We start from the raw sequence: 17,345 nt of genomic DNA, 5'->3' as shown, positions 1-17,345 counted from the left end.
GTCGTGAGTGCGGGCTAGCGTGGAGGCATGGCCCGCAAGATCTCCACCGCCGACGGTCGTGACGCGCTCGCCGCGGTCGCCGCCGCGCGGGATGCCGGGTCGACGCCGGCCCGCACCGAGCTGGCCACGGCCGTCCGGTACCTGCTTCAACTGCTCGCCGAGAAGGCCCCCGGCAACACCGTCGAAGTGCGGGTGCCGCCGTTCGGCGCCGTGCAGGTGATCGAGGGGCCGCGACACACGCGCGGCACGCCGCCGAACGTCGTCGAGACCGATGCCCCCACCTGGATCGCGCTGGCGACCGGTGCCGAGTCGTGGGCCGATGCCCTGGGCGCCGGTCGCATTCTCGCGTCCGGCACCCGGGCCGACCTCGCGCCCCTGCTGCCGCTGCGCCCCTGACGCCGGAGCGGCCGGAGAGACGCCGGAGCGGGCGGAGAGGCGCCTGCGCGGTCAGACGGTGACGACGATCTTGCCGCGCGTGTGGCCCTCTTCGAGAGCGGCGTAGGCGGCGGCGGCCTCGTCGAGCGGGTAGGTCGCCGCGATCTCGACGCGCAGCTCGCCCGCCGCGACGAGCTCAGCCAGCTCACCGAGCTGGGATGCGTTCGGACGCACCCACACGTAGTGGCCGCCGAACTCGGTGCGCGCACGGGCGTCGGCGATCGAGGCGACGACGCCGCCGTCGGCGAGCAGGTCGGGTGTCGAGTCCAGCGTCGAGCCGCCGACGAAGTCGATGATGACGTCGAACCCGTCGGGGGCGATCTCGCGGGCCGCAGGCACGAGGCCCTCGCCGTAGACGACGGGCTCGGCGCCCAGCTCGCGGAGGTAGTCGTGGTTGCGCGCAGACGCCGTGCCGACCACGCGGGCGCCGCGCCGGCGCGCGAGCTGCACGCCGAACGATCCCACGCCGCCCGCGGCGCCGTGGATCAGCACGGTCTGGCCCGCGCCCACTCCGGCACGCTCGAGCGTCTGCAGAGCGGTCAGCCCGGCCAGCGGCAGGGCGGCGGCATCCTCGAACGACAGGCCCTCCGGCTTGAGGGTGACGGTGCGCACCGGCACCGGCATGAACTCGGCGACCGAGCCGTTCTCGACGATGTCGGCGCGTGCGTAGGCGAGCACCGCGTCTCCCACGGCGAACTCGGGGGTGTCCAGTCCCGTCTTCTCGACGATGCCGGCGACGTCCCAGCCGGGCACGACGGGAAGACGCGTGTCGATGAGGCCGCGCAGGTAGCCCTCACGGATCTTGTAGTCGACGGGGTTGATGCCGGCGGCGACCACCCTCACCACCAGGGTGTCGGGACCGACGTGCGGCTCCTCACGATCGGTGAGCTCGAAGCGGTCGTTGCCGCCGAAATCCGAATAGACAAGTGCCTTCATGCTCGATCCCAACCGTGCGCTCCCGGCATCCATTCCTCCGGACGAGCCTCGCGCCTATTCTGGGGGCGTGATCAGACTCGCCACGATCGGCACCAGCACCATCACCGAGAAGTTCGCGGATGCCGTCGCGCAGACGCCCGGCATCCGCATCGACGTGGTGTTCTCCCGCGACGCGGCGCGCGGTCGCGCGTTCGCCGATCGGCTCGGCATCGACGGCGTGAGCACCGACCTCGAGGCGCTGCTGGCCTCGGGTGAGGTGGATGCCGTCTACGTGGGGTCGCCGAACGGCGCCCACGCCGCGCAGGCCGAAGCGGCCATCGCGGCGGGCGTGCACGTGTTCCTCGAGAAGCCGGCGACACCGACGGCGGACGAGTTCGCGCACCTCGTCGAGGCGGCCCAGGCCCGTGGGGTCGTCGTGTTCGAGGGCATGCGCAACGCGTACGACCCGGGCATGACCCGCCTGCGTGCCCTGCTGCCCCAGGTGGGAACGGTGCGGCTGGTGTCGTTCGGTCAGAGCCAGCGGTCGGCGCGGTATGACCTCGTCCTGGCGGGGGAGACGCCGAACATCTTCGACCCGGCTCTCGCGGGCGGAGCGCTGTTCGATCTGGGTGTCTATCCGCTCAGCGCCGCGATCGAGCTGTTCGGCGCACCGCGTGCGGTGGTCGGGGCGACGGCCACGATCGCGACCGGTGCCGACGGCGCGGGTGCCGCCGTGCTCTCCTACGACGGCTTCGTCGTGCAGATCGCCTTCTCCAAGATCGGCGCCTCGCGTCGACCGAACGAGATCCAGGGCGAGCTCGGCACGATCGAGATCGATGAGATCACGGCGCCGCGCCGGATCACACTCGACCTGTTCTCCGGCGTGCACGAGGAGATCGAGATCGACGGCCCCGACAACAACATGCGCTTCGAGGTGGCCCGCTTCGCCCAGCTCGTCCGTGGAGATGACGAGGCATCTGCCGACCAGCGGCGCAGCCTCGACGTGCTGCGCGCGGTCGAGGCGATCCGTGCCGGTGCCGAGCAGCTCCCCGCCCCGCGGCCCCAGTGACAGGAGAAACTCATGAGCGACACCAAGAGCGGCTTCAGTGCCGATGAGCGTGCGGCGATGGCGCAGCGCGCCCAGGAGCTGCGCACCACCAAGGGGCTCAAGGGCGCGGCCAAACAGGCCGCGGAGCTCGAGGCGTGCATCGCGGCGATCGATGCGTTGACCGGCACCGACAGGGAGGTGGCCACACTGCTGCACCGCGTCGTCACCGAGGAAGCGCCGCAGCTCGCGCCGAAGACCTGGTACGGCTTCCCGTCCTACGCCCGCGAGGGGAAGGTGGTCGTCTTCTACCAGCCGGCATTGAAGTTCGACACGCGATACGGCACGGTGGGCTTCCAGGAGGACGCGCTGCTGGACGACGGTGACATGTGGGCGACCTCGTTCGCCGTGGTCGCGGTGACACCGGCCGTCGAAAAGACGCTGCGAGAGCTCGTCGCCCGCTCGGTGGGCTGAGCGCGCACCACCGGCGTTCGCCGGGGGACGGCGCCGGACGGCGCCGGGTCGGCGCGGGCGACGACCTAGACTGGTGGGGTTCCACCGTCCCCGATCCGATGAGTCCGACGTGTCCGACGACGCCCCCGCTCCCACCCGTACCCACGGCGCAGGAGCGACCCGCACCTTCGATGTGCGTCATGTGCAGCTCGGTCGCGCCCTCCTCGCGGCCCTCGCCGCCGTGATGGTGACCTTCTCGCCCGACCACTCGGCATCCGTCGGTCTCGCCGTCTTCAGCGGGTGGGCGATCGCCACCGCGCTCGTGCTCCTGATCGGTGCGTGGCTCGCCTTCCCGCGCGAGCGCCGTTCTGTTCCGATCCTGCTCGGGGTGCTGACCCTGCTCGCGGGGATGGCCACCGGCATTCCGGGGCTGCGTTCGACGGCGCTGTTCTTCGTCGTCGTCATCGCGTGGGCGCTGATCGCGGGTGTCGCCGAGCTCATCGGGGGCATCCGGCAGCGCCGCAGCGCCGCGTCCCTCGAGGGCGCCCTTCGCAGCGAGCGCCGCGACGAGGGGCGCGACGGCGTGATCGCGGGTGCGCTCACCATCGCGCTCGGCATCGGTCTGCTTCTGGTGAACCCCGCGTACAGCCTGGAGTACTTCATCTCCGAGGCCGGGCGTTCCTTCACCCTGACCGGCATCACCATCGGTGTCGGCCTCTTCGGCGGCTATGCCGCCATCATCGCCGTCTTCCTCGGCATCGCCGGCTTCTCGCCGCGACGCCCCGCCGCCGAGGACGGCACCCGTTCAGGAGGATCCGCATGAGCGAGCCGCGTCCCACCCGTCGTGATCTGCTCAAGCCGGTGCAGCTGCTGGGCTTCGCCTTCGCCGCCGCCCTGTTCTCCGGCCTCGTCACGCTCGTCTCGATGGGGTTCTTCCAGGACCTCACCGGCGATGAGCGGGTGCACGTCGTCGTGGTCTCGTTGGTCGTCGCCGGCGTCGCCTTCATCGCGACCCTGGTCATCATCGCGCTGTGCATGCTCGCGATCGATCCGGCCCAGATGGGCGGCGAGATCGACCACGGCGTGCTCATGGACGACACGGATGCCGAGGCGTCTCCCGACGCCACGGACGACGGCGCCGCGCCGCGCCGCTGAGCACGTCGACAGACGCGCTCAGACGCCGCTCAGACCCGGTCGACGAGCTCGTCCGCCAGGCCGGTGTATCCGGCCGGCGTGAGAGCCAGCAGCCGCTCCTTGGCGGCATCCCCGATGTCGAGCGTGCGCACGAACTCCGCCAGCTCGGGGCCGCCGACGCGGCGTCCGCGCGTGAGCTCCTTCAGCAGCGCGTAGGGGTCGGTGATCTGCGACCGTCCCGCGACGATCTCCGCGCGCACCACCGTCTGGATCGCCTCGGCGAGCACCTCCCAGTTCGCGTCGAGGTCGGCGAGGAGCACGTCGCGGGAGAGCGAGATCTCGGTGAGCCCGCGCTGCAGGTTGTCGAGAGCGAGCAGGGAGTGACCGAACGCGACGCCGATGTTGCGCTGCGTCGTGGAGTCGGTGAGGTCGCGCTGCATGCGGCTGGTGACGAGGGTGGACGCCAGCGTCGTGAACAGGCCGCCGGAGATCTCGAAGTTCGCTTCGGCGTTCTCGAAACGGATCGGGTTGATCTTGTGCGGCATGGTCGACGAGCCCGTGGCGCCGGCGACCGGGATCTGCGCGAAGAAGCCCATCGCGATGTAGGTCCAGATGTCGGTCGCGAGGTTGTGCAGGATGCCGCCGGCGTGACGCACCCGGTCGTACAGCTCCACCTGCCAGTCGTGCGACTCGATCTGCGTCGTCAGCACGTTGAAGTCGATGCCGAGGCCCTCGATGAACGCGCGGGACAGTTCGGGCCAGTCGACGTCGGGGGCGGCGGCCAGATGCGCCGACCAGGTGCCGGTGGCGCCGGAGAACTTCGCCAGGTACTCGCCGCCGGCGATCTGCGCGGCCACACGCTCCAGCCGCCAGGCGAAGACGGCGAGCTCCTTGCCCATCGTCGACGGGGTGGCCGGCTGACCGTGCGTGCGCGAGAGCATCGCGGCATCCCGGTGCTCGTGCGCGAGCGCCGCCAGAGCGTCGATCACGGCGCGCAGCTTCGGCAGCCAGACGTTCTCGACGGCACGCTTGACCGTCAGGGCGTATGACGCCGAGTTGATGTCCTCGCTGGTGCACGCGAAGTGCGTGAGCTCGGCGACGGCGTCGAGGCCGAGTGCCTGCAGGCGGTCGCGCACGAGATACTCGACAGCCTTCACGTCGTGGCGGGTCACCGACTCGGTGGAGGCGAGCCACTCGATCTCCGCTGCGCCGAACGCCCGGTAGAGCTCGCGGAGGGCGTCCTTCTGGTCGGCCGTGAGCGCCGTCGAGCCGAACAGGCCGCGGTCGGTGAGCGTGATGATCCACTCCACCTCGACCTCGACGCGCGCACGGTTGAGGCCGGCCTCCGACAGGTACGCCGACAGGTCGGCGACGGCGCCGCGGTAACGGCCGTCAAGCGGGCTGAGGGGCTGGTGGGCGAGGGTGTTCGCGGTGGTCACGACGCGGGCTCCGATCACGGTGTCTGTCGACGCGCGGCCGGTGCGCACAACGACAGGCTCACAACGGACGGATGGCCGGTTCGAGCTGCCGGAAGAGCGCCCGACTCGCGCTCTCGATCATACCGAGCACGTCGTCGAACATCTCCGGGCCGGCGTAGTACGGGTCGGGGACGTCCAGGTTGCCGTGCGCCTCGGGGTCGAAAGAGAGCAGGAGCGCGAGCTTGTCGGCATCCGTCGTCGTGCGCGCCCAGGTCGCGAGGATGCGCTCGTGCGAGCGATCGAGGGCGACCACGAGGTCGTTGCGCTCGAAGTCGTCGAGCGTGAACTGACGGGCGCGGTGGCGTGCGCCGTCGTAGCCGCGTCGCGCGAGCGCATCGAGGGTGCGGCTGTCGGCGCGTTCGCCCACGTGCCAGTCGCCCGTCCCTGAGCTGGTCGACACGACGCGAGCGCCGAGGCCGGCGCGGTCGGCGATGTCGCGGAAGACGATCTCGGCCATGGGGGAGCGGCAGATATTGCCGGTGCAGACGAACACGACGCGAAACGGTGCGGCGTGGGCAGTCACCTCCCCATTGTGGTGCAGGTCGACGGCCGCACGAAAGACCTCCTCCCCACGCGGGCGGCGCGCCGCGCCTGTCCACGGATGTCGAGACCGTCGCACGGCGCTGCGCCGCCCGGGCCGACGATCGTCCTGTGGACCGACTCACAGATATCGCCGATGCCCGGGCCCTCCTGCGTCAGGCGCGTGAGACTCTCGTGGAGTCGAATCTGCGGATGCTCGGGCTGCGGGCCGACGCGCAGTGGGCGACCACGGCGGCAGAACCCATCCGGGAGCGTCTCGACGCCTGCGCGCACCTGAGCGCGGTCGCGATCGATGACATCGACATCTGGGACCGTGACCTGGCTCAGGCGGCCGAGCGGGCGCTCATCGAGGCGGCGGGATGAGCGACGACGTCGACATCCGCTCCGGCGGGCTCGTCGCGGTCGACACCGATGCGCTGCGAGAGCTGTCCGGCGCCCTCGGGCCGATCTCGGCTCGTCTCGATGAGGTCGCAGAAGCGCTCGCCGGCGCCGGGACCGCGTCGCTGGCTGCCGGGCTCTGGGTTCCCGATCCCGCCGGGCGCGCGCGGGAGGCGCACGCGATCGCCACCGACCTCTCGCGCACGCTCGACACGCTCGCCCAGACGTACGACCTCGCCGAGAAGGAGGCGCTGCACGCGCTCCATGGCACACGCGACGTCGACGTCATGCAGCTCGCGGCGGCACGGATGCAGGCCGAGGGGGATGTCGCGGCGGCGGCGAGGCGGCTCGCGGCCGAGTGGATCGAGGGCCGTCACCGCGACATCGAGGATCAGATGCAAGACAGCACCCTCATGCTCGGGGTGTACGGCCCGCTCGGACCCGCCCTGACGCAGCTGACCGCCGCCGTCCGCCGCGCCGGTCGGGGCACGGTGCCCGCCGCGGCGCCCCCGTTGCGGCCCGGGGCAGAGGCGGCATCCGTCGAGGAGATCAGCACGCATCGCGCGACCGGTGCCGACGCCGCGCCGCGCGGACTGGTCGACGTCATCGATCGGATGCCGGGACAGGACGGCCTCGACGATGCGCGCGTGCGCGTGGAGGAGTACCGCTACGCGTCCGGCGAGCGCGAGTTCGTGGCCTACATCGCGGGAACCCGCGCCGCGTTCGCGGCGGACGAGCCGTGGGACATGACCTCCAACCTCCAGCTGTACTTCGGCGCCCAGTCGTCGTCGTACCTCGCGGTGGAGCGCGCGCTGACGGCGGCGGGGGCGGTCGCGGGAGATCGCGTGCACGTGTTCAGTCACTCGCAGGGCGGCATGATCGCGGCCTACCTGGCGCGGGACGGCGACTTCGACGTCGTGACCGAGGTCAGCTTCGGCAGCCCCGTCCAGGCCGAACAGGCCGACGGTGTGCTCTCGGTCGCCGTCCGGCACACGGACGATCCGGTCGCGGCGCTCGCGGTCGGCGGCTTTCCGGGTGTCTCGGGCTCTGGCGACAGTGTCGTCGTCGAACGCGAGGCCGATCCCATGCCGCGGTGGAGCGATGCGACGTTCGCGGTGCACCAGCTCGACGCCTACCGCGAGACGGCGGCGATGGTCGACTCCTCGGACGATCCGCGCATCGACGCGCTGCGCGAGCGTCTCGCACCCCTGGCGGGCGCGGTCGTCGTCACCTCGACGGTCTACGGCGCCCACCGAGAGCAGGCCCGCTCGGCGGATCGACGACGGCGTTCGGGGGGAGGAGGGTTCCGATGAGGTGACGAGACCGTCAGCTGCGGCGCTTCTTCTCCTGCGGGCGCAGCAGAATGCCGAACACCCAGTTGATGAGCGAGATGAGGATCGCGGCGACGACGCCGAGCCAGAAGCTCTCGACGGTCAGGCCCCAGCCCCACGAACTGGTGACCCACGCCGTGATCCACAGCAGCAGCCCGTTGATGACGAACGAGATGAGCCCGAGCGTCAGGATGTACAGGGGGATCGCGACGATCTTGATCACGGTGCCGATGATCGTGTTGACCAGCGCGAAGATCGCGGCGACGGCGAGCAGCGTCAGCACGAGCTGCAGGGTCTCGCCGGGCGCGAACGGCGTCACCCCGACCTGGAGGGCGGGGATGAGCGTCACGACCCAGATGGCGAAGGCGTTGACGACGACGCGGACGATGAAGCGCATGGTCCTCACAGTCTTCCACGCGGATGCCGCGCTCGAAAGGCTTCACTCCAGGTCGCGGCGCCCCTCGTAGACTCGACGCGTGACCGATCTGCCCGTGCGCATCCGCCCCGAGATCGCCGCCCTTCCCGCCTACAAGCAGGGGAAGCAGGCCGGCGCCGAGGCGTTCAAGCTGTCCAGCAACGAGAACCCCTTCGCGCCGCTGCCGAGCGTCGTGGCGGCCGTGCAGGCGGCGATCGCCGTCAACCGCTATCCCGATGCCTCCTCGCCGCGCCTCCGCGCCCGCCTCGCGGAGCGTTTCGGCGTCGGCGACGACGCCGTGCACATCGCCGCCGGCTCGGTGTCGATCCTCTTCCAGCTCGCGCAGGCCACGAGCGGACCCGGCGACGAGATCCTCTTCTCCTGGCGTTCGTTCGAGGCCTATCCGAGCCTGGCGACGGTGGCCGGCGCGACCGCCGTCACCGTGGCGAACGATGCGGCCGGCGGCCACGACCTGGACGCGATGGCCGCTGCCGTCACCGAGCGCACGCGCATGATCATCGTCTGCAGCCCGAACAATCCGACGGGCCCGGTGGTGACCCAGGCGGACTTCGACGCGTTCCTCGGCCGTGTCCCGAACGACGTGCTCGTGATCCTCGACGAGGCGTACGCCGAGTTCGTCACCGACCCGGATGCCGTGGCCGGCGCCGACGTCATCGCCGCCGGGCACGCGAACGTCGTCGTGCTGCGCACCTTCTCGAAGGCCTACGGGCTCGCCGGGCTGCGCGTCGGCTACGCGGTCGGCGACCCGCGCATCCTCGCGGCCGCGCGCAGCACCGGCATCCCGCTGTCGGTCACCGCCGCCGCCGAGGAGGCGGCCCTGGCCAGCCTGGATGCCGAGGAGGAGCTGCTCGAGCGTGTGCGCACCCTCGCCGCGCACCGTGACGACCTGGCCGCGCGGCTGCGCGCGACGGGATGGGACGTGCCCGAAGCGCAGGGCAACTTCGTCTGGCTGCCGGCCGGCGCGCGTGCGCTCGAGGTCGCCGCGGCGTTCGAGGAGGCCGGTCTGATCGTGCGCCCCTTCGCCGGCGACGGTGTGCGTATCTCCATCGGGGAGCACGAGGCGATCGAGCCCATCGTTCGGGTCGCGGCATCCGTCGCTCCGCGTCCATAGTTCCTGCGCGTTGTGGTCGGCGCACGGCGGATCGCGATTCCCGTTGTCGATCCCATGCAGTCGGACGCATGCGCGGGGCGTTAGCGTGGGAACATGACCCCGCCTGACGACCCGGCCCTCGTGCGCGTTCTGGCGGCGGACGGGACGTTCGCCCCCACGCCCGAAGCCGAGCGGTATCTGCCCCTCATCGACGCGCTCTCCGATGCCGAGCTCGAGACGTTCTACCGCGACATGGTTCTCGTGCGCGCCTTCGACCGGCAGGCCACCAACCTGCAGCGGCAGGGTCAGCTCGCGCTGTGGCCGCCGTCGCTCGGTCAGGAGGCCGCCCAGGTCGGGTCGGTGCGCGCCGCCCGGCCGCAGGATCACCTGTTCCCGTCGTACCGCGAGCACGTCGTCGCCACCACCCGCGGTGTCGACCCGATCGACATCATCCGCGTGATGCGTGGTCTGACGCACGGCGGCTGGGACCCGACCGACCCGAAGAACGGCAACGTCCACATCTACACGCTCGTTCTCGGGTCGCAGACGCTGCACGCGACCGGCTTCGGCATGGGCCTCGTCTTCGACAAGCGCTGCGGCACGGGTGATCCGGCACGCGATGAAGCCGTGGTCGTCTACTACGGCGACGGCGCCTCGAGCCAGGGCGACGTGCACGAGGCCATGGTCTTCGCGAACACCTACCGCACGCCCCAGGTGTTCTTCCTGCAGAACAACCACTGGGCGATCTCGGTCCCGGTCGCCACGCAGTCGCGAGCGCCTCTCTACCGCCGCGGGGCGGGCTACGGCATGCCTTCGATCCTCGTGGACGGCAATGACGTGCTGGCCAGCTACGCGGTCTCCAAGCTCGCGCTCGACGAGGCGCGCGCCGGCGAGGGGCCCCGCGCGATCGAGGCGATGACCTACCGCATGGGCGCCCACACGACGAGCGACGACCCCACCAAGTACCGCACGTCCGACGAGGAGCAGTCGTGGGCGCGGCGCGATCCGATCGCCCGCATGCGCGCGTACCTCGAGGCGCGGGGTGCGGCGGCATCCTTCTTCGACGAGGTGGATGCCGCGGCCCAGGCCTACGCCGACGACGTGCGCGTGCGCACCAACGCCCTCGGCACGATCGAGCCGGAGTCGATGTTCGCGCACGTCTACAGCGAGGACCACCCGTTGATGGTGGAGCAGCGTCGCTGGCTCGCCGATTACGAGGCGTCGCTGGAGGGAGGAGTCTGATGGTGGAGTCCATGCCTCTGGCGAAGGCGCTCAACGCGGGTCTTCGCGCCGCGATGGCCGCCGACGACCACGTTCTACTCATGGGCGAGGACATCGGCCGCCTCGGCGGCGTGTTCCGCGTGACGGAAGGCCTGCAGGCCGAGTTCGGTGAGCAGCGCGTGCTCGACACCCCGCTCGCGGAGTCGGGCATCGTCGGCACCGCGATCGGGCTTGCGATGGCGGGGTTCCGTCCGATCATCGAGATCCAGTTCGACGGCTTCGTCTTCCCCGCCTTCGACCAGATCACGACGCAGCTCGCGAAGCTGACCAACCGGCACGAGGGCGCCCTGCAGATGCCGGTCGTCATCCGCATCCCGTACGGCGGCCACATCGGGGCCGTCGAGCACCACCAGGAGAGCCCGGAGGCGTACTTCACGCACACCGCGGGGTTGCGAGTCGTCTCTCCCTCGACCGCGAACGACGCGTACTGGATGATCCAGGATGCCGTGCGCTCGCCCGACCCGGTGATCTTCCTCGAGCCGAAGGCCAAGTACTGGATGAAGGGCGACGTCGACACCGTGGAGCGCCCCCTGCCCCTCCACGCGTCGCGGCTCGTGCGCCGCGGCACCGACGTCACGCTCGTCGGCCACGGTGCGATGGTGACGACGCTCCTGCAGGCCGCCGCGCTCGCCGAGAGCGAGGGCACCTCGTGCGAGGTGATCGATCTGCGCTCGCTCTCGCCGATCGACTACGGCCCCATCCTCGACTCGGTGCGCCGCACCGGTCGCATGGTCTACGCCCAGGAGGCGCCCGGGTTCACGTCGGTGGGCTCGGAGGTGGCCGCGACCGTCATGGAGCGGGCGTTCTTCGCTTTGGAAGCGCCGGTGCTGCGCGTGTCGGGCTTCGACGTGCCGTTCCCGCCCGCCAAGCTCGAGGGCACCTACCTCCCGGATGCCGACCGCATCCTCGAGGCCGTCGACCGCGCCCTGGCCTACTGACCGCCCCGCCCCGCCCCGCCCATGACCGCGAGACACCATCCCTGCACCGAGACACGCGTCGTAGCCCCGTGCCTCGGTGCGCATCACGTGTCTCGCGGACTCACGCCCTGAAGGAGAACGACATGAGCGAGCAGATCTTCCACCTGCCGGACGTCGGCGAAGGCCTCACCGAGGCCGAGATCGTCCAGTGGCGCGTCGCCCCCGGCGACACCGTCGAGGTCAACGACGTGCTCGTCGAGATCGAGACCGCCAAGTCGCTGGTCGAGCTGCCGTCGCCGTTCTCCGGCACCGTCGGCGAGCTCCTCGCCCCCGAGGGCGAGACCGTCACGGTCGGCGCGGCGATCATCACGATCGGCGGGGCGGCGGATGCCGAGACCCCCGCACCCGCACAGCCCGAGCCGGCCGCGGCATCCGACGACGGCGGCGCCGTGCTGGTCGGGTACGGCACGGGCGCCGGCGCAACCTCTCGCCGCAAGCGCCCGGCCGAGCGCGCCGAGACCGTGCGGGCCTCCGTCGGCGTCGTCGCCAAGCCGCCGGTGCGAAAGCTCGCGCGCGACCTGGGCGTCACCCTCGCCGAGGTCACCCCCACGGGCCCCGCCGGTGAGGTCACCCGCGATGACGTCGTGCGCCACGCCGAGCAGGCGAGCGTCTTCCGCAACATCGCGACGCCCACCGCGCCCGCCGAGCGGGAGCAGACGATCCCGGTCTCCGCCGCGCCCGTCCCCGCACCGCCGGTCGGCGAGCGCGAAGAGGCGATTCCGGTGAAGGGCGTGCGCAAGGCCACGGCCTCGGGCATGGTCCGTTCGGCCTACACGGCGCCGCACGTCTCGGTGTGGACCGACGTCGACGCGACGCGCACGATGGAGCTCGTCAAGCGGCTGAAGGCGTCGCCCGACTTCGCCGACATCAAGGTCTCGCCGCTACTGATCATGGCGCGCGCCGTGATCTGGGCGGTGCGGCGCACGCCGCTGATCGGCGCCGCGTGGATCGACAAGGAAGACGGCTCGGCCGAGATCCGTGTGCGCAACTACGTCAACCTCGGCATCGCCGCCGCGACCCCGCGGGGTCTGCTGGTGCCGAACATCAAGGACGCGCAGGACCTCAACCTCCGCGAGCTCGCGAAGGCGCTCGAGAAGCTGACGCTGACCGCCCGAGAGGGCAAGACGACCCCGGCCGACCAGCAGGGCGGCACGATTACGATCACGAACATCGGTGTGTTCGGGATGGATGCCGGCACCCCGATCATCAACCCCGGAGAGTCCGGCATCGTCGCGATGGGCACGATCCGCCAGAAGCCGTGGGTCGTCGACGGCGAGGTGCGTCCCCGCTTCGTCACCACGGTCTCGGGCTCGTTCGACCACCGCGTCATCGACGGCGACGGCATGAGCCGCTTCATCGCCGACGTCGCGTCGATCCTGGAGGAGCCGGCGCTGCTGCTGGACTGAGCCGCGGCATCCGCTGCGTCAGAATGAAGGCATGCTGACCGTCTTCGTCGCCGCGCTCGCGGCGCTCGTCCCGATCACGAACCCGATCGGCGCGGTCGCGGCCTACGCCGGGCTGTCCGCTCACCTCGGCGAGGCCGACCGCCGCCGGCAGTCGTGGCTCACGGGGGTCTACGTCGCGGCCATCCTCACGGTTTTCGCGCTGCTCGGCACGCTGATCCTGCAGTTCTTCGGCATCTCGCTCGGCGCACTGCAGATCGCCGGAGGCCTGGTCGTGATGCACTCCGGGTTCGGCATGGTCGTCCCGCGTGCGCTGGGCGCGGGCGCCTCGGATGCCGAGAAGGAGCACGCCGCCACGAAGACCGACATCAGCTTCTCGCCGATGGCGCTGCCGCTCATCGCCGGCCCCGGCGCGATCGGCGTGGTCGTGGGACTCGCGGCGCGCAATCCCGGCATCCTGGACCGGGTCGGGATCGTCGTCGCCGTCCTCGTCATCGCGGGGGTGATCGCGGTGCTCCTGCGCTACGGCACGCCGCTCGCCGAGAAGCTCGGTCCGACCGGCGTCGGTGCGATCACCCGCGTGATGGGGTTTCTGATCCTGGCCATCGGCGCAGAGATCCTCGTGCACGGCCTGACTGCGGCGCTGCCGGGCCTCGCCTGAGGGCCGCGTCGGATCAGCGCGCCCGCGGGTCGTCGACGGGATCGACGACGGGGTGGAAGTTCCCCGACAGGTTCGCCGGCTGCAGCACGTCGCCGAGGCCGCCGCGCTTGCCCGTCCAGAGCGACGGACCGCGGACGCCGGGAAGCTGCGTGAGCACGCTGCCGGTGAACCGGCCTTCGGGCGGAACGTACGGGTTCTCTTTGCGGTTCGTGCGCCACGCGCGGAATCGGTCGAGCAATCGCATGAGGGCACCTCCTTATCGACAGTCTGTCGCACGTCACCGGCGTGCGAAAGGGGTGCCGCAGCCGTTTGCGACGGTCAGGCCGTGAGGTGCTCGATGAGGATCTGCGTGCCGATGCCGATCAGCACCAGGCCGCCGACGATCTCCGCCGGTCGGCGAAAGCGCGTACCGATGCGGTAGCCGACGAAGACGGCGAGAAACGACAGCGCGAACGTGACGAGTCCGATCGTGGTGACGGCGATCGCGACGTCGACGTTCAAGAATGCGAAGGACACGCCGATGGCGAGGGCGTCGATGCTCGTCGCGATCGACAGGAGAACCACCTCGCGACCGCTGAAGGCCTCGATGTCGTGCACGTGCTCGGGGTGCTCGGCATCCACCGGGGCGTCGGGGCTCAGCGCCTCCCACAGCATCTTTCCGCCGACCAGGGCGAGCAGACCGAACGAGATCCAGTGGTCCCACGGCGCGATCGCGTCGGCGAACGTCGAACCGAGCAGCCAGCCCAGCAGCGGCATGATCGCCTGCGACAGGCCGAACGCGGTCGCGAACACGAGCGCCGTGCGCAGCACGTGTGCCCGCAGTTGCAGGCCCTTGCCCAACGCGACGGCGAACGCGTCGGCGGACACGCCGAGCGCCAACAACAACAGAGTCCAGGCAGAGATGACGGCTCCTCGAAAGGGGAAGACGGTGACCGGATTCGACACGGTCGGACGGGCGACGGCCGCCCGTGAGCGCCGTCGGACACGGAGGCCGAAGTACAGCCTGGAGGGCACTCGTGGGGCAGGGCAAGCGGAAGCTATGAACTGACAGCATTTCGGCCGCCCTGGTTTTGATAACGATTATCAGTAGTTCTAGGGTTGAGGACATGAAGCGTCCCGTCGTCCTCCTCTCCGCGCTCGTCGCGGCATCCGCCCTCGCCCTTGCCGGCTGCTCCAGTTCTGCCACCTCGTCGTCGCCCAGCGGCTCCGCCTCCTCCGGCGGGACGATGAGTGTGGTCGCCTCCACCAACGTGTACGGCGACATCGTCAAGACGGTCGGCGGCGACCACGTCGAGGTCACCTCGCTCATCGCCGACGAGAGCAAGGACCCGCACGAGTTCGAGGCGACCGCGGCCGATCAGCTCGACGTCCAGAACGCGCAGCTGCTCATCGAGAACGGCGGCGGGTACGACCCGTTCATGGCCTCGCTGAAGGATGCCGCGAAGTCGACCGCTCCGCTGATCAGCGCCGTCACCTTCTCGCCGGAGTGGAAGGGCTCCGACCCCTCCGCGGCCGTCGACGGCTTCAACGAGCACGTCTTCTACGACCCGCAGACCATCGCCGCCGTCGCCGACGAGATCGCCAAGCAGCTCGGCACGCTCGACCCCGCCGATGCGAGCGTCTTCACCGCCAACGCCACGGCGCTGCGCAGTGACATCGACGAGAAGGTCACGCCGATCCTGGGCGACATCTCGAAGGCCCACAGCGGTGCCGAGATCTTCGTCACCGAGCCCGTCCCGCTGTACCTGGCCGAGGCCGCCGGACTGAAGAACGTCACGCCGTCCGCCTTCAGCGAGGCGGTCGAGGAGGGTCAGGACGTCCCGCCCGCGACGCTCCTGGACGCGCTCACGTTGATCGGCAGCGGCTCGGTGAAGATCCTCTTCGTGAACGCGCAGGCCGCGGGCGCCGAGACCACGCAGGCCGAAGCGAAGGCGGCCGAGGCCAAGGTCCCCGTCATCAAGGCCTCTGAGCTGCTCCCCGAGGGTCAGAACTACGTATCGTGGATGACTGACATGGCTACGCAGATCAAGACCGCGCTGGGTTCGTGACCCCCGCCTCCCCCCTTCCTCTTCGCATCATGGCCGCTGCGCTCTCGCGCAGCGGCCATGAGCTGTGGCGCGGCCTCGACCTCGAGCTGCAGCCGGGAGAGCTGGTCGCGGTGCTGGGTCCCAGCGGCGCCGGCAAGACCACGCTTCTTCGTGCCGTTCTGGGCCTTGAGCGCCTCAGTGCGGGCACGATCGAGGCGCTCGGCGAGCCCGTGCGTCGGGCCGGAAACCGTCGCATCGGCTACATCCCGCAGCAGCGGCCCCTGCCCCGGCACACGGCCATGCGTGGGCGCGACCTCGTGCGTCTCGGCGTCGACGGTCACCGCTTCGGCTTCCCGGTACCGCGCCGCGGCGACCGCGATCGTGTGCAGACACTGATCGATGCCGTCGGGGCTGCGGCCTTCGCCGACCGCCCCGTGGGGCTGCTCTCCGGCGGCGAGCAGCAGCGTCTGCGCGTGGGACAGGCGCTTGCCGACGAGCCCGGTCTGCTGCTGTGCGACGAGCCGTTGACCAGTCTCGACCTGGCCAACCAGCGCGACGTGATCGACCTCATCGATCGCTACCGCACCGCCAGCGGCGCCGGCGTGCTGCTGGTCACACACGACATCAACCCGGTGTTGGAGAAGGTCGATCGCATCCTCTACCTCACCGGCGGCCGCTTCACCCTCGGCAGCCCGGACGAGGTGCTGACCTCCGAGACCCTCACCGCCCTGTACGGCACCCCGGTGCACGTCGCCCGCGTCGGCGGGCGCCTGGTCGTGGTCGGAGCGCCCGACTCGGATGCCGATCACCACCATCACGGCGAGGCCGTCGCCGTGCCCGCGGGAGGTGTCGCGTGAGCTGGGGTGACATCGGCAACGCGCTGTTCGGCGGAATGTCGCGCTACGGCGACATCCTCGCCCTGGTGCAGAACTCCGTGTGGGCCGGTGCGGTGCTCGGCATCGTCGGAGGGCTCATCGGCGTGTTCGTCATGCAGCGCGACATGGCCTTCGCCGTGCACGGCATCAGCGAACTGTCCTTCGCCGGCGCGGCGGCGGCGCTCCTTCTCGGCGTCGACGTCGTCACGGGCTCCATCGTGGGCTCGCTCATCGCCGCGGGTCTCATCGGCTGGCTCGGTGCGCGCGCCCGCGACCGCAACTCGATCATCGGCGTGCTCATGCCGTTCGGGCTCGGCATCGGCATCCTGTGCATCTCGCTCTACAACGGGCGCAGCGCCAACCGTTTCAGCCTGCTCACCGGCCAGATCGTGTCGGTGCAGAGCGACCAGCTGACCGTGCTGATCGTCTTGAGTGCGATCGTGCTCGTGGGACTGCTGCTCATCTGGAGGCCGCTGAACTTCGACTCGCTCGACCCGCAGTCCGCCGCCGCGCGCGGCGTGCCGACGACCGTGGTCTCGTTCGCGTTCATGATCCTGTTGGGAATCGTCGTGGCGGTGGCGGTGCACATCATCGGCGCCCTCCTGGTGCTCTCGCTGCTGGTGACGCCGGCGGCGGCGGCGATGCGGGTCTCCACCGGTCCGATCGCCGTGCCGCTGCTGGCCGCAGGCTTCGGCGTTACGGCGGCGGTCGGCGGCATCCTTCTGGCCATCGCCGGGACGCTGCCGGTGAGCCCCTACATCACGACGCTGTCGTTCCTCATCTATCTCGTCTGCCGCGTCATCGACGGCGCGCGCCGGCGGGGCACGGTGGAGGCGTGACGCCGAGGCTCCACGTCACCCCGGAAACGCGTCCAGCCCGCTCCTAG

Annotated in this window: 21 protein-coding genes; 15 read left to right on the top strand and 6 right to left on the bottom strand. The window is 70.7% G+C overall.

Annotated features, from left to right (window positions below; translation table 11 throughout):
- Positions 1-27: 27 nt before the first annotated feature.
- Positions 28-396: a sterol carrier family protein gene (locus tag DEU37_RS11315; RefSeq protein WP_121190775.1), complete on the top strand. Its 369-nt coding sequence runs from the start codon at positions 28-30 to the stop codon at positions 394-396.
- Positions 397-447: 51 nt separating this feature from the next.
- On the opposite strand, the gene DEU37_RS11310 is transcribed toward DEU37_RS11315, so the two are convergent.
- Positions 448-1,371: an NADP-dependent oxidoreductase gene (locus DEU37_RS11310; protein WP_121190774.1), complete on the bottom strand. Its 924-nt coding sequence runs from the start codon at positions 1,369-1,371 to the stop codon at positions 448-450.
- A gap of 67 nt (positions 1,372-1,438) precedes the next feature.
- On the opposite strand from DEU37_RS11310, the gene DEU37_RS11305 reads away from it, so the two are divergent.
- The 4 genes from DEU37_RS11305 to DEU37_RS11290 all read left to right on the top strand — a co-directional run bounded on the left by DEU37_RS11305 (position 1,439) and on the right by DEU37_RS11290 (position 4,003).
- Positions 1,439-2,419: a Gfo/Idh/MocA family protein gene (locus DEU37_RS11305; RefSeq protein ID WP_121190773.1), complete on the top strand. Its 981-nt coding sequence runs from the start codon at positions 1,439-1,441 to the stop codon at positions 2,417-2,419.
- A 12-nt stretch (positions 2,420-2,431) separates the two neighbouring features.
- Positions 2,432-2,869 carry a hypothetical protein gene (locus DEU37_RS11300; RefSeq protein WP_121190772.1) on the top strand — a complete coding sequence of 146 codons (438 nt, stop codon included), beginning with the start codon at positions 2,432-2,434 and terminating at the stop codon, positions 2,867-2,869.
- 109 nt (positions 2,870-2,978) lie between these two features.
- Complete coding sequence (locus DEU37_RS11295) at positions 2,979-3,671, top strand: acyl-CoA synthetase (protein WP_121190916.1); 693 nt, start codon at positions 2,979-2,981, stop codon at positions 3,669-3,671.
- Positions 3,668-4,003: an amino acid transporter gene (locus tag DEU37_RS11290; RefSeq protein WP_121190771.1), complete on the top strand. Its 336-nt coding sequence runs from the start codon at positions 3,668-3,670 to the stop codon at positions 4,001-4,003. The genes DEU37_RS11295 and DEU37_RS11290 overlap by 4 nt, the downstream gene beginning before the upstream one ends.
- Positions 4,004-4,032: 29 nt before the next feature.
- Here the strand turns inward: DEU37_RS11290 and purB are convergent, their stop codons facing one another.
- The gene (gene purB, locus DEU37_RS11285) at positions 4,033-5,421 is read right to left on the bottom strand and encodes an adenylosuccinate lyase (protein WP_183043682.1); all 1,389 of its coding nucleotides are present in this window, start codon (positions 5,419-5,421) and stop codon (positions 4,033-4,035) included.
- Positions 5,422-5,479: 58 nt separating this feature from the next.
- A complete protein-coding gene (locus tag DEU37_RS11280) occupies positions 5,480-5,983 on the bottom strand; it encodes a low molecular weight protein-tyrosine-phosphatase (RefSeq protein WP_121190769.1) in 504 nt (167 codons plus the stop codon).
- Positions 5,984-6,111: 128 nt separating this feature from the next.
- Between DEU37_RS11280 and DEU37_RS11275 the strand changes: the two genes are divergently transcribed.
- Positions 6,112-6,363, top strand: a complete 252-nt coding sequence (locus DEU37_RS11275) for a hypothetical protein (RefSeq protein ID WP_121190768.1) — start codon at positions 6,112-6,114, stop codon at positions 6,361-6,363.
- Positions 6,360-7,691: a hypothetical protein gene (locus DEU37_RS11270; protein ID WP_121190767.1), complete on the top strand. Its 1,332-nt coding sequence runs from the start codon at positions 6,360-6,362 to the stop codon at positions 7,689-7,691. Before DEU37_RS11275 ends, DEU37_RS11270 begins: the two co-directional genes overlap by 4 nt.
- A 13-nt stretch (positions 7,692-7,704) precedes the next feature.
- On the opposite strand, the gene DEU37_RS11265 is transcribed toward DEU37_RS11270, so the two are convergent.
- A complete protein-coding gene (locus DEU37_RS11265) occupies positions 7,705-8,106 on the bottom strand; it encodes a phage holin family protein (protein WP_016463997.1) in 402 nt (133 codons plus the stop codon).
- Positions 8,107-8,185: 79 nt separating this feature from the next.
- Between DEU37_RS11265 and DEU37_RS11260 the strand changes: the two genes are divergently transcribed.
- The 5 genes from DEU37_RS11260 (at position 8,186) to DEU37_RS11240 (ending at position 13,557) form a co-directional block, all read left to right on the top strand.
- Positions 8,186-9,256, top strand: a complete 1,071-nt coding sequence (locus DEU37_RS11260; protein ID WP_121190766.1) for a histidinol-phosphate transaminase — start codon at positions 8,186-8,188, stop codon at positions 9,254-9,256.
- Positions 9,257-9,349: 93 nt separating this feature from the next.
- On the top strand, positions 9,350-10,477 hold the full coding sequence (locus tag DEU37_RS11255) for a thiamine pyrophosphate-dependent dehydrogenase E1 component subunit alpha (protein ID WP_121190765.1): 1,128 nt from the start codon (positions 9,350-9,352) through the stop codon (positions 10,475-10,477).
- Positions 10,477-11,454 carry an alpha-ketoacid dehydrogenase subunit beta gene (locus DEU37_RS11250; protein WP_005051746.1) on the top strand — a complete coding sequence of 326 codons (978 nt, stop codon included), beginning with the start codon at positions 10,477-10,479 and terminating at the stop codon, positions 11,452-11,454. Before DEU37_RS11255 ends, DEU37_RS11250 begins: the two co-directional genes overlap by 1 nt.
- A 122-nt stretch (positions 11,455-11,576) precedes the next feature.
- Positions 11,577-12,899, top strand: a complete 1,323-nt coding sequence (locus DEU37_RS11245) for a dihydrolipoamide acetyltransferase family protein (protein ID WP_121190764.1) — start codon at positions 11,577-11,579, stop codon at positions 12,897-12,899.
- A 31-nt stretch (positions 12,900-12,930) separates the two neighbouring features.
- Positions 12,931-13,557 (top strand): MarC family protein, encoded by a 627-nt coding sequence (locus DEU37_RS11240; protein WP_121190763.1) that lies wholly within the window; start codon positions 12,931-12,933, stop codon positions 13,555-13,557.
- Positions 13,558-13,570: 13 nt separating this feature from the next.
- Here the strand turns inward: DEU37_RS11240 and DEU37_RS11235 are convergent, their stop codons facing one another.
- Together DEU37_RS11235 and DEU37_RS11230 are read right to left on the bottom strand one after the other, a co-directional pair.
- The gene (locus tag DEU37_RS11235) at positions 13,571-13,801 is read right to left on the bottom strand and encodes a hypothetical protein (RefSeq protein ID WP_005051750.1); all 231 of its coding nucleotides are present in this window, start codon (positions 13,799-13,801) and stop codon (positions 13,571-13,573) included.
- 74 nt (positions 13,802-13,875) lie between these two features.
- Positions 13,876-14,502 (bottom strand): manganese efflux pump MntP family protein, encoded by a 627-nt coding sequence (locus DEU37_RS11230; protein ID WP_121190762.1) that lies wholly within the window; start codon positions 14,500-14,502, stop codon positions 13,876-13,878.
- 161 nt (positions 14,503-14,663) lie between these two features.
- Between DEU37_RS11230 and DEU37_RS11225 the strand changes: the two genes are divergently transcribed.
- Genes DEU37_RS11225 through DEU37_RS11215 form a run of 3 tightly spaced genes read left to right on the top strand, consistent with a single transcriptional unit; the run spans position 14,664 to position 17,298 of the window.
- Complete coding sequence (locus tag DEU37_RS11225) at positions 14,664-15,605, top strand: metal ABC transporter solute-binding protein, Zn/Mn family (RefSeq protein ID WP_121190761.1); 942 nt, start codon at positions 14,664-14,666, stop codon at positions 15,603-15,605.
- A 29-nt stretch (positions 15,606-15,634) separates the two neighbouring features.
- The gene (locus DEU37_RS11220; RefSeq protein WP_121190760.1) at positions 15,635-16,441 is read left to right on the top strand and encodes a metal ABC transporter ATP-binding protein; all 807 of its coding nucleotides are present in this window, start codon (positions 15,635-15,637) and stop codon (positions 16,439-16,441) included.
- Positions 16,438-17,298: a metal ABC transporter permease gene (locus DEU37_RS11215; protein WP_121190759.1), complete on the top strand. Its 861-nt coding sequence runs from the start codon at positions 16,438-16,440 to the stop codon at positions 17,296-17,298. The genes DEU37_RS11220 and DEU37_RS11215 overlap by 4 nt, the downstream gene beginning before the upstream one ends.
- Positions 17,299-17,345: the final 47 nt, after the last annotated feature.

This window comes from Microbacterium sp. AG790 (genome assembly GCF_003634765.1).
Classification (GTDB): domain Bacteria; phylum Actinomycetota; class Actinomycetes; order Actinomycetales; family Microbacteriaceae; genus Microbacterium.
Note: the sequence above shows the minus strand (reverse complement) of the source record. Positions and strands in the feature narration are given on the sequence as shown.

Bases quoted from the DNA above. Each gene is read 5' to 3' on its own strand.
- DEU37_RS11250 (WP_005051746.1), top strand. From the start codon at position 10,477: ATGGTGGAGTCCATGCCTCTGGCGAAGGCGCTCAACGCGGGTCTTCGC.
- DEU37_RS11245 (WP_121190764.1), top strand. From the start codon at position 11,577: ATGAGCGAGCAGATCTTCCACCTGCCGGACGTCGGCGAAGGCCTCACC.
- DEU37_RS11220 (WP_121190760.1), top strand. From the start codon at position 15,635: ATGGCCGCTGCGCTCTCGCGCAGCGGCCATGAGCTGTGGCGCGGCCTC.
- DEU37_RS11300 (WP_121190772.1), top strand. From the start codon at position 2,432: ATGAGCGACACCAAGAGCGGCTTCAGTGCCGATGAGCGTGCGGCGATG.
- DEU37_RS11310 (WP_121190774.1), bottom strand. From the start codon at position 1,371: ATGAAGGCACTTGTCTATTCGGATTTCGGCGGCAACGACCGCTTCGAG.
- DEU37_RS11290 (WP_121190771.1), top strand. From the start codon at position 3,668: ATGAGCGAGCCGCGTCCCACCCGTCGTGATCTGCTCAAGCCGGTGCAG.
- DEU37_RS11315 (WP_121190775.1), top strand. From the start codon at position 28: ATGGCCCGCAAGATCTCCACCGCCGACGGTCGTGACGCGCTCGCCGCG.
- DEU37_RS11225 (WP_121190761.1), top strand. From the start codon at position 14,664: ATGAAGCGTCCCGTCGTCCTCCTCTCCGCGCTCGTCGCGGCATCCGCC.
- DEU37_RS11240 (WP_121190763.1), top strand. From the start codon at position 12,931: ATGCTGACCGTCTTCGTCGCCGCGCTCGCGGCGCTCGTCCCGATCACG.
- DEU37_RS11265 (WP_016463997.1), bottom strand. From the start codon at position 8,106: ATGCGCTTCATCGTCCGCGTCGTCGTCAACGCCTTCGCCATCTGGGTC.
- DEU37_RS11270 (WP_121190767.1), top strand. From the start codon at position 6,360: ATGAGCGACGACGTCGACATCCGCTCCGGCGGGCTCGTCGCGGTCGAC.
- DEU37_RS11235 (WP_005051750.1), bottom strand. From the start codon at position 13,801: ATGCGATTGCTCGACCGATTCCGCGCGTGGCGCACGAACCGCAAAGAG.
- DEU37_RS11255 (WP_121190765.1), top strand. From the start codon at position 9,350: ATGACCCCGCCTGACGACCCGGCCCTCGTGCGCGTTCTGGCGGCGGAC.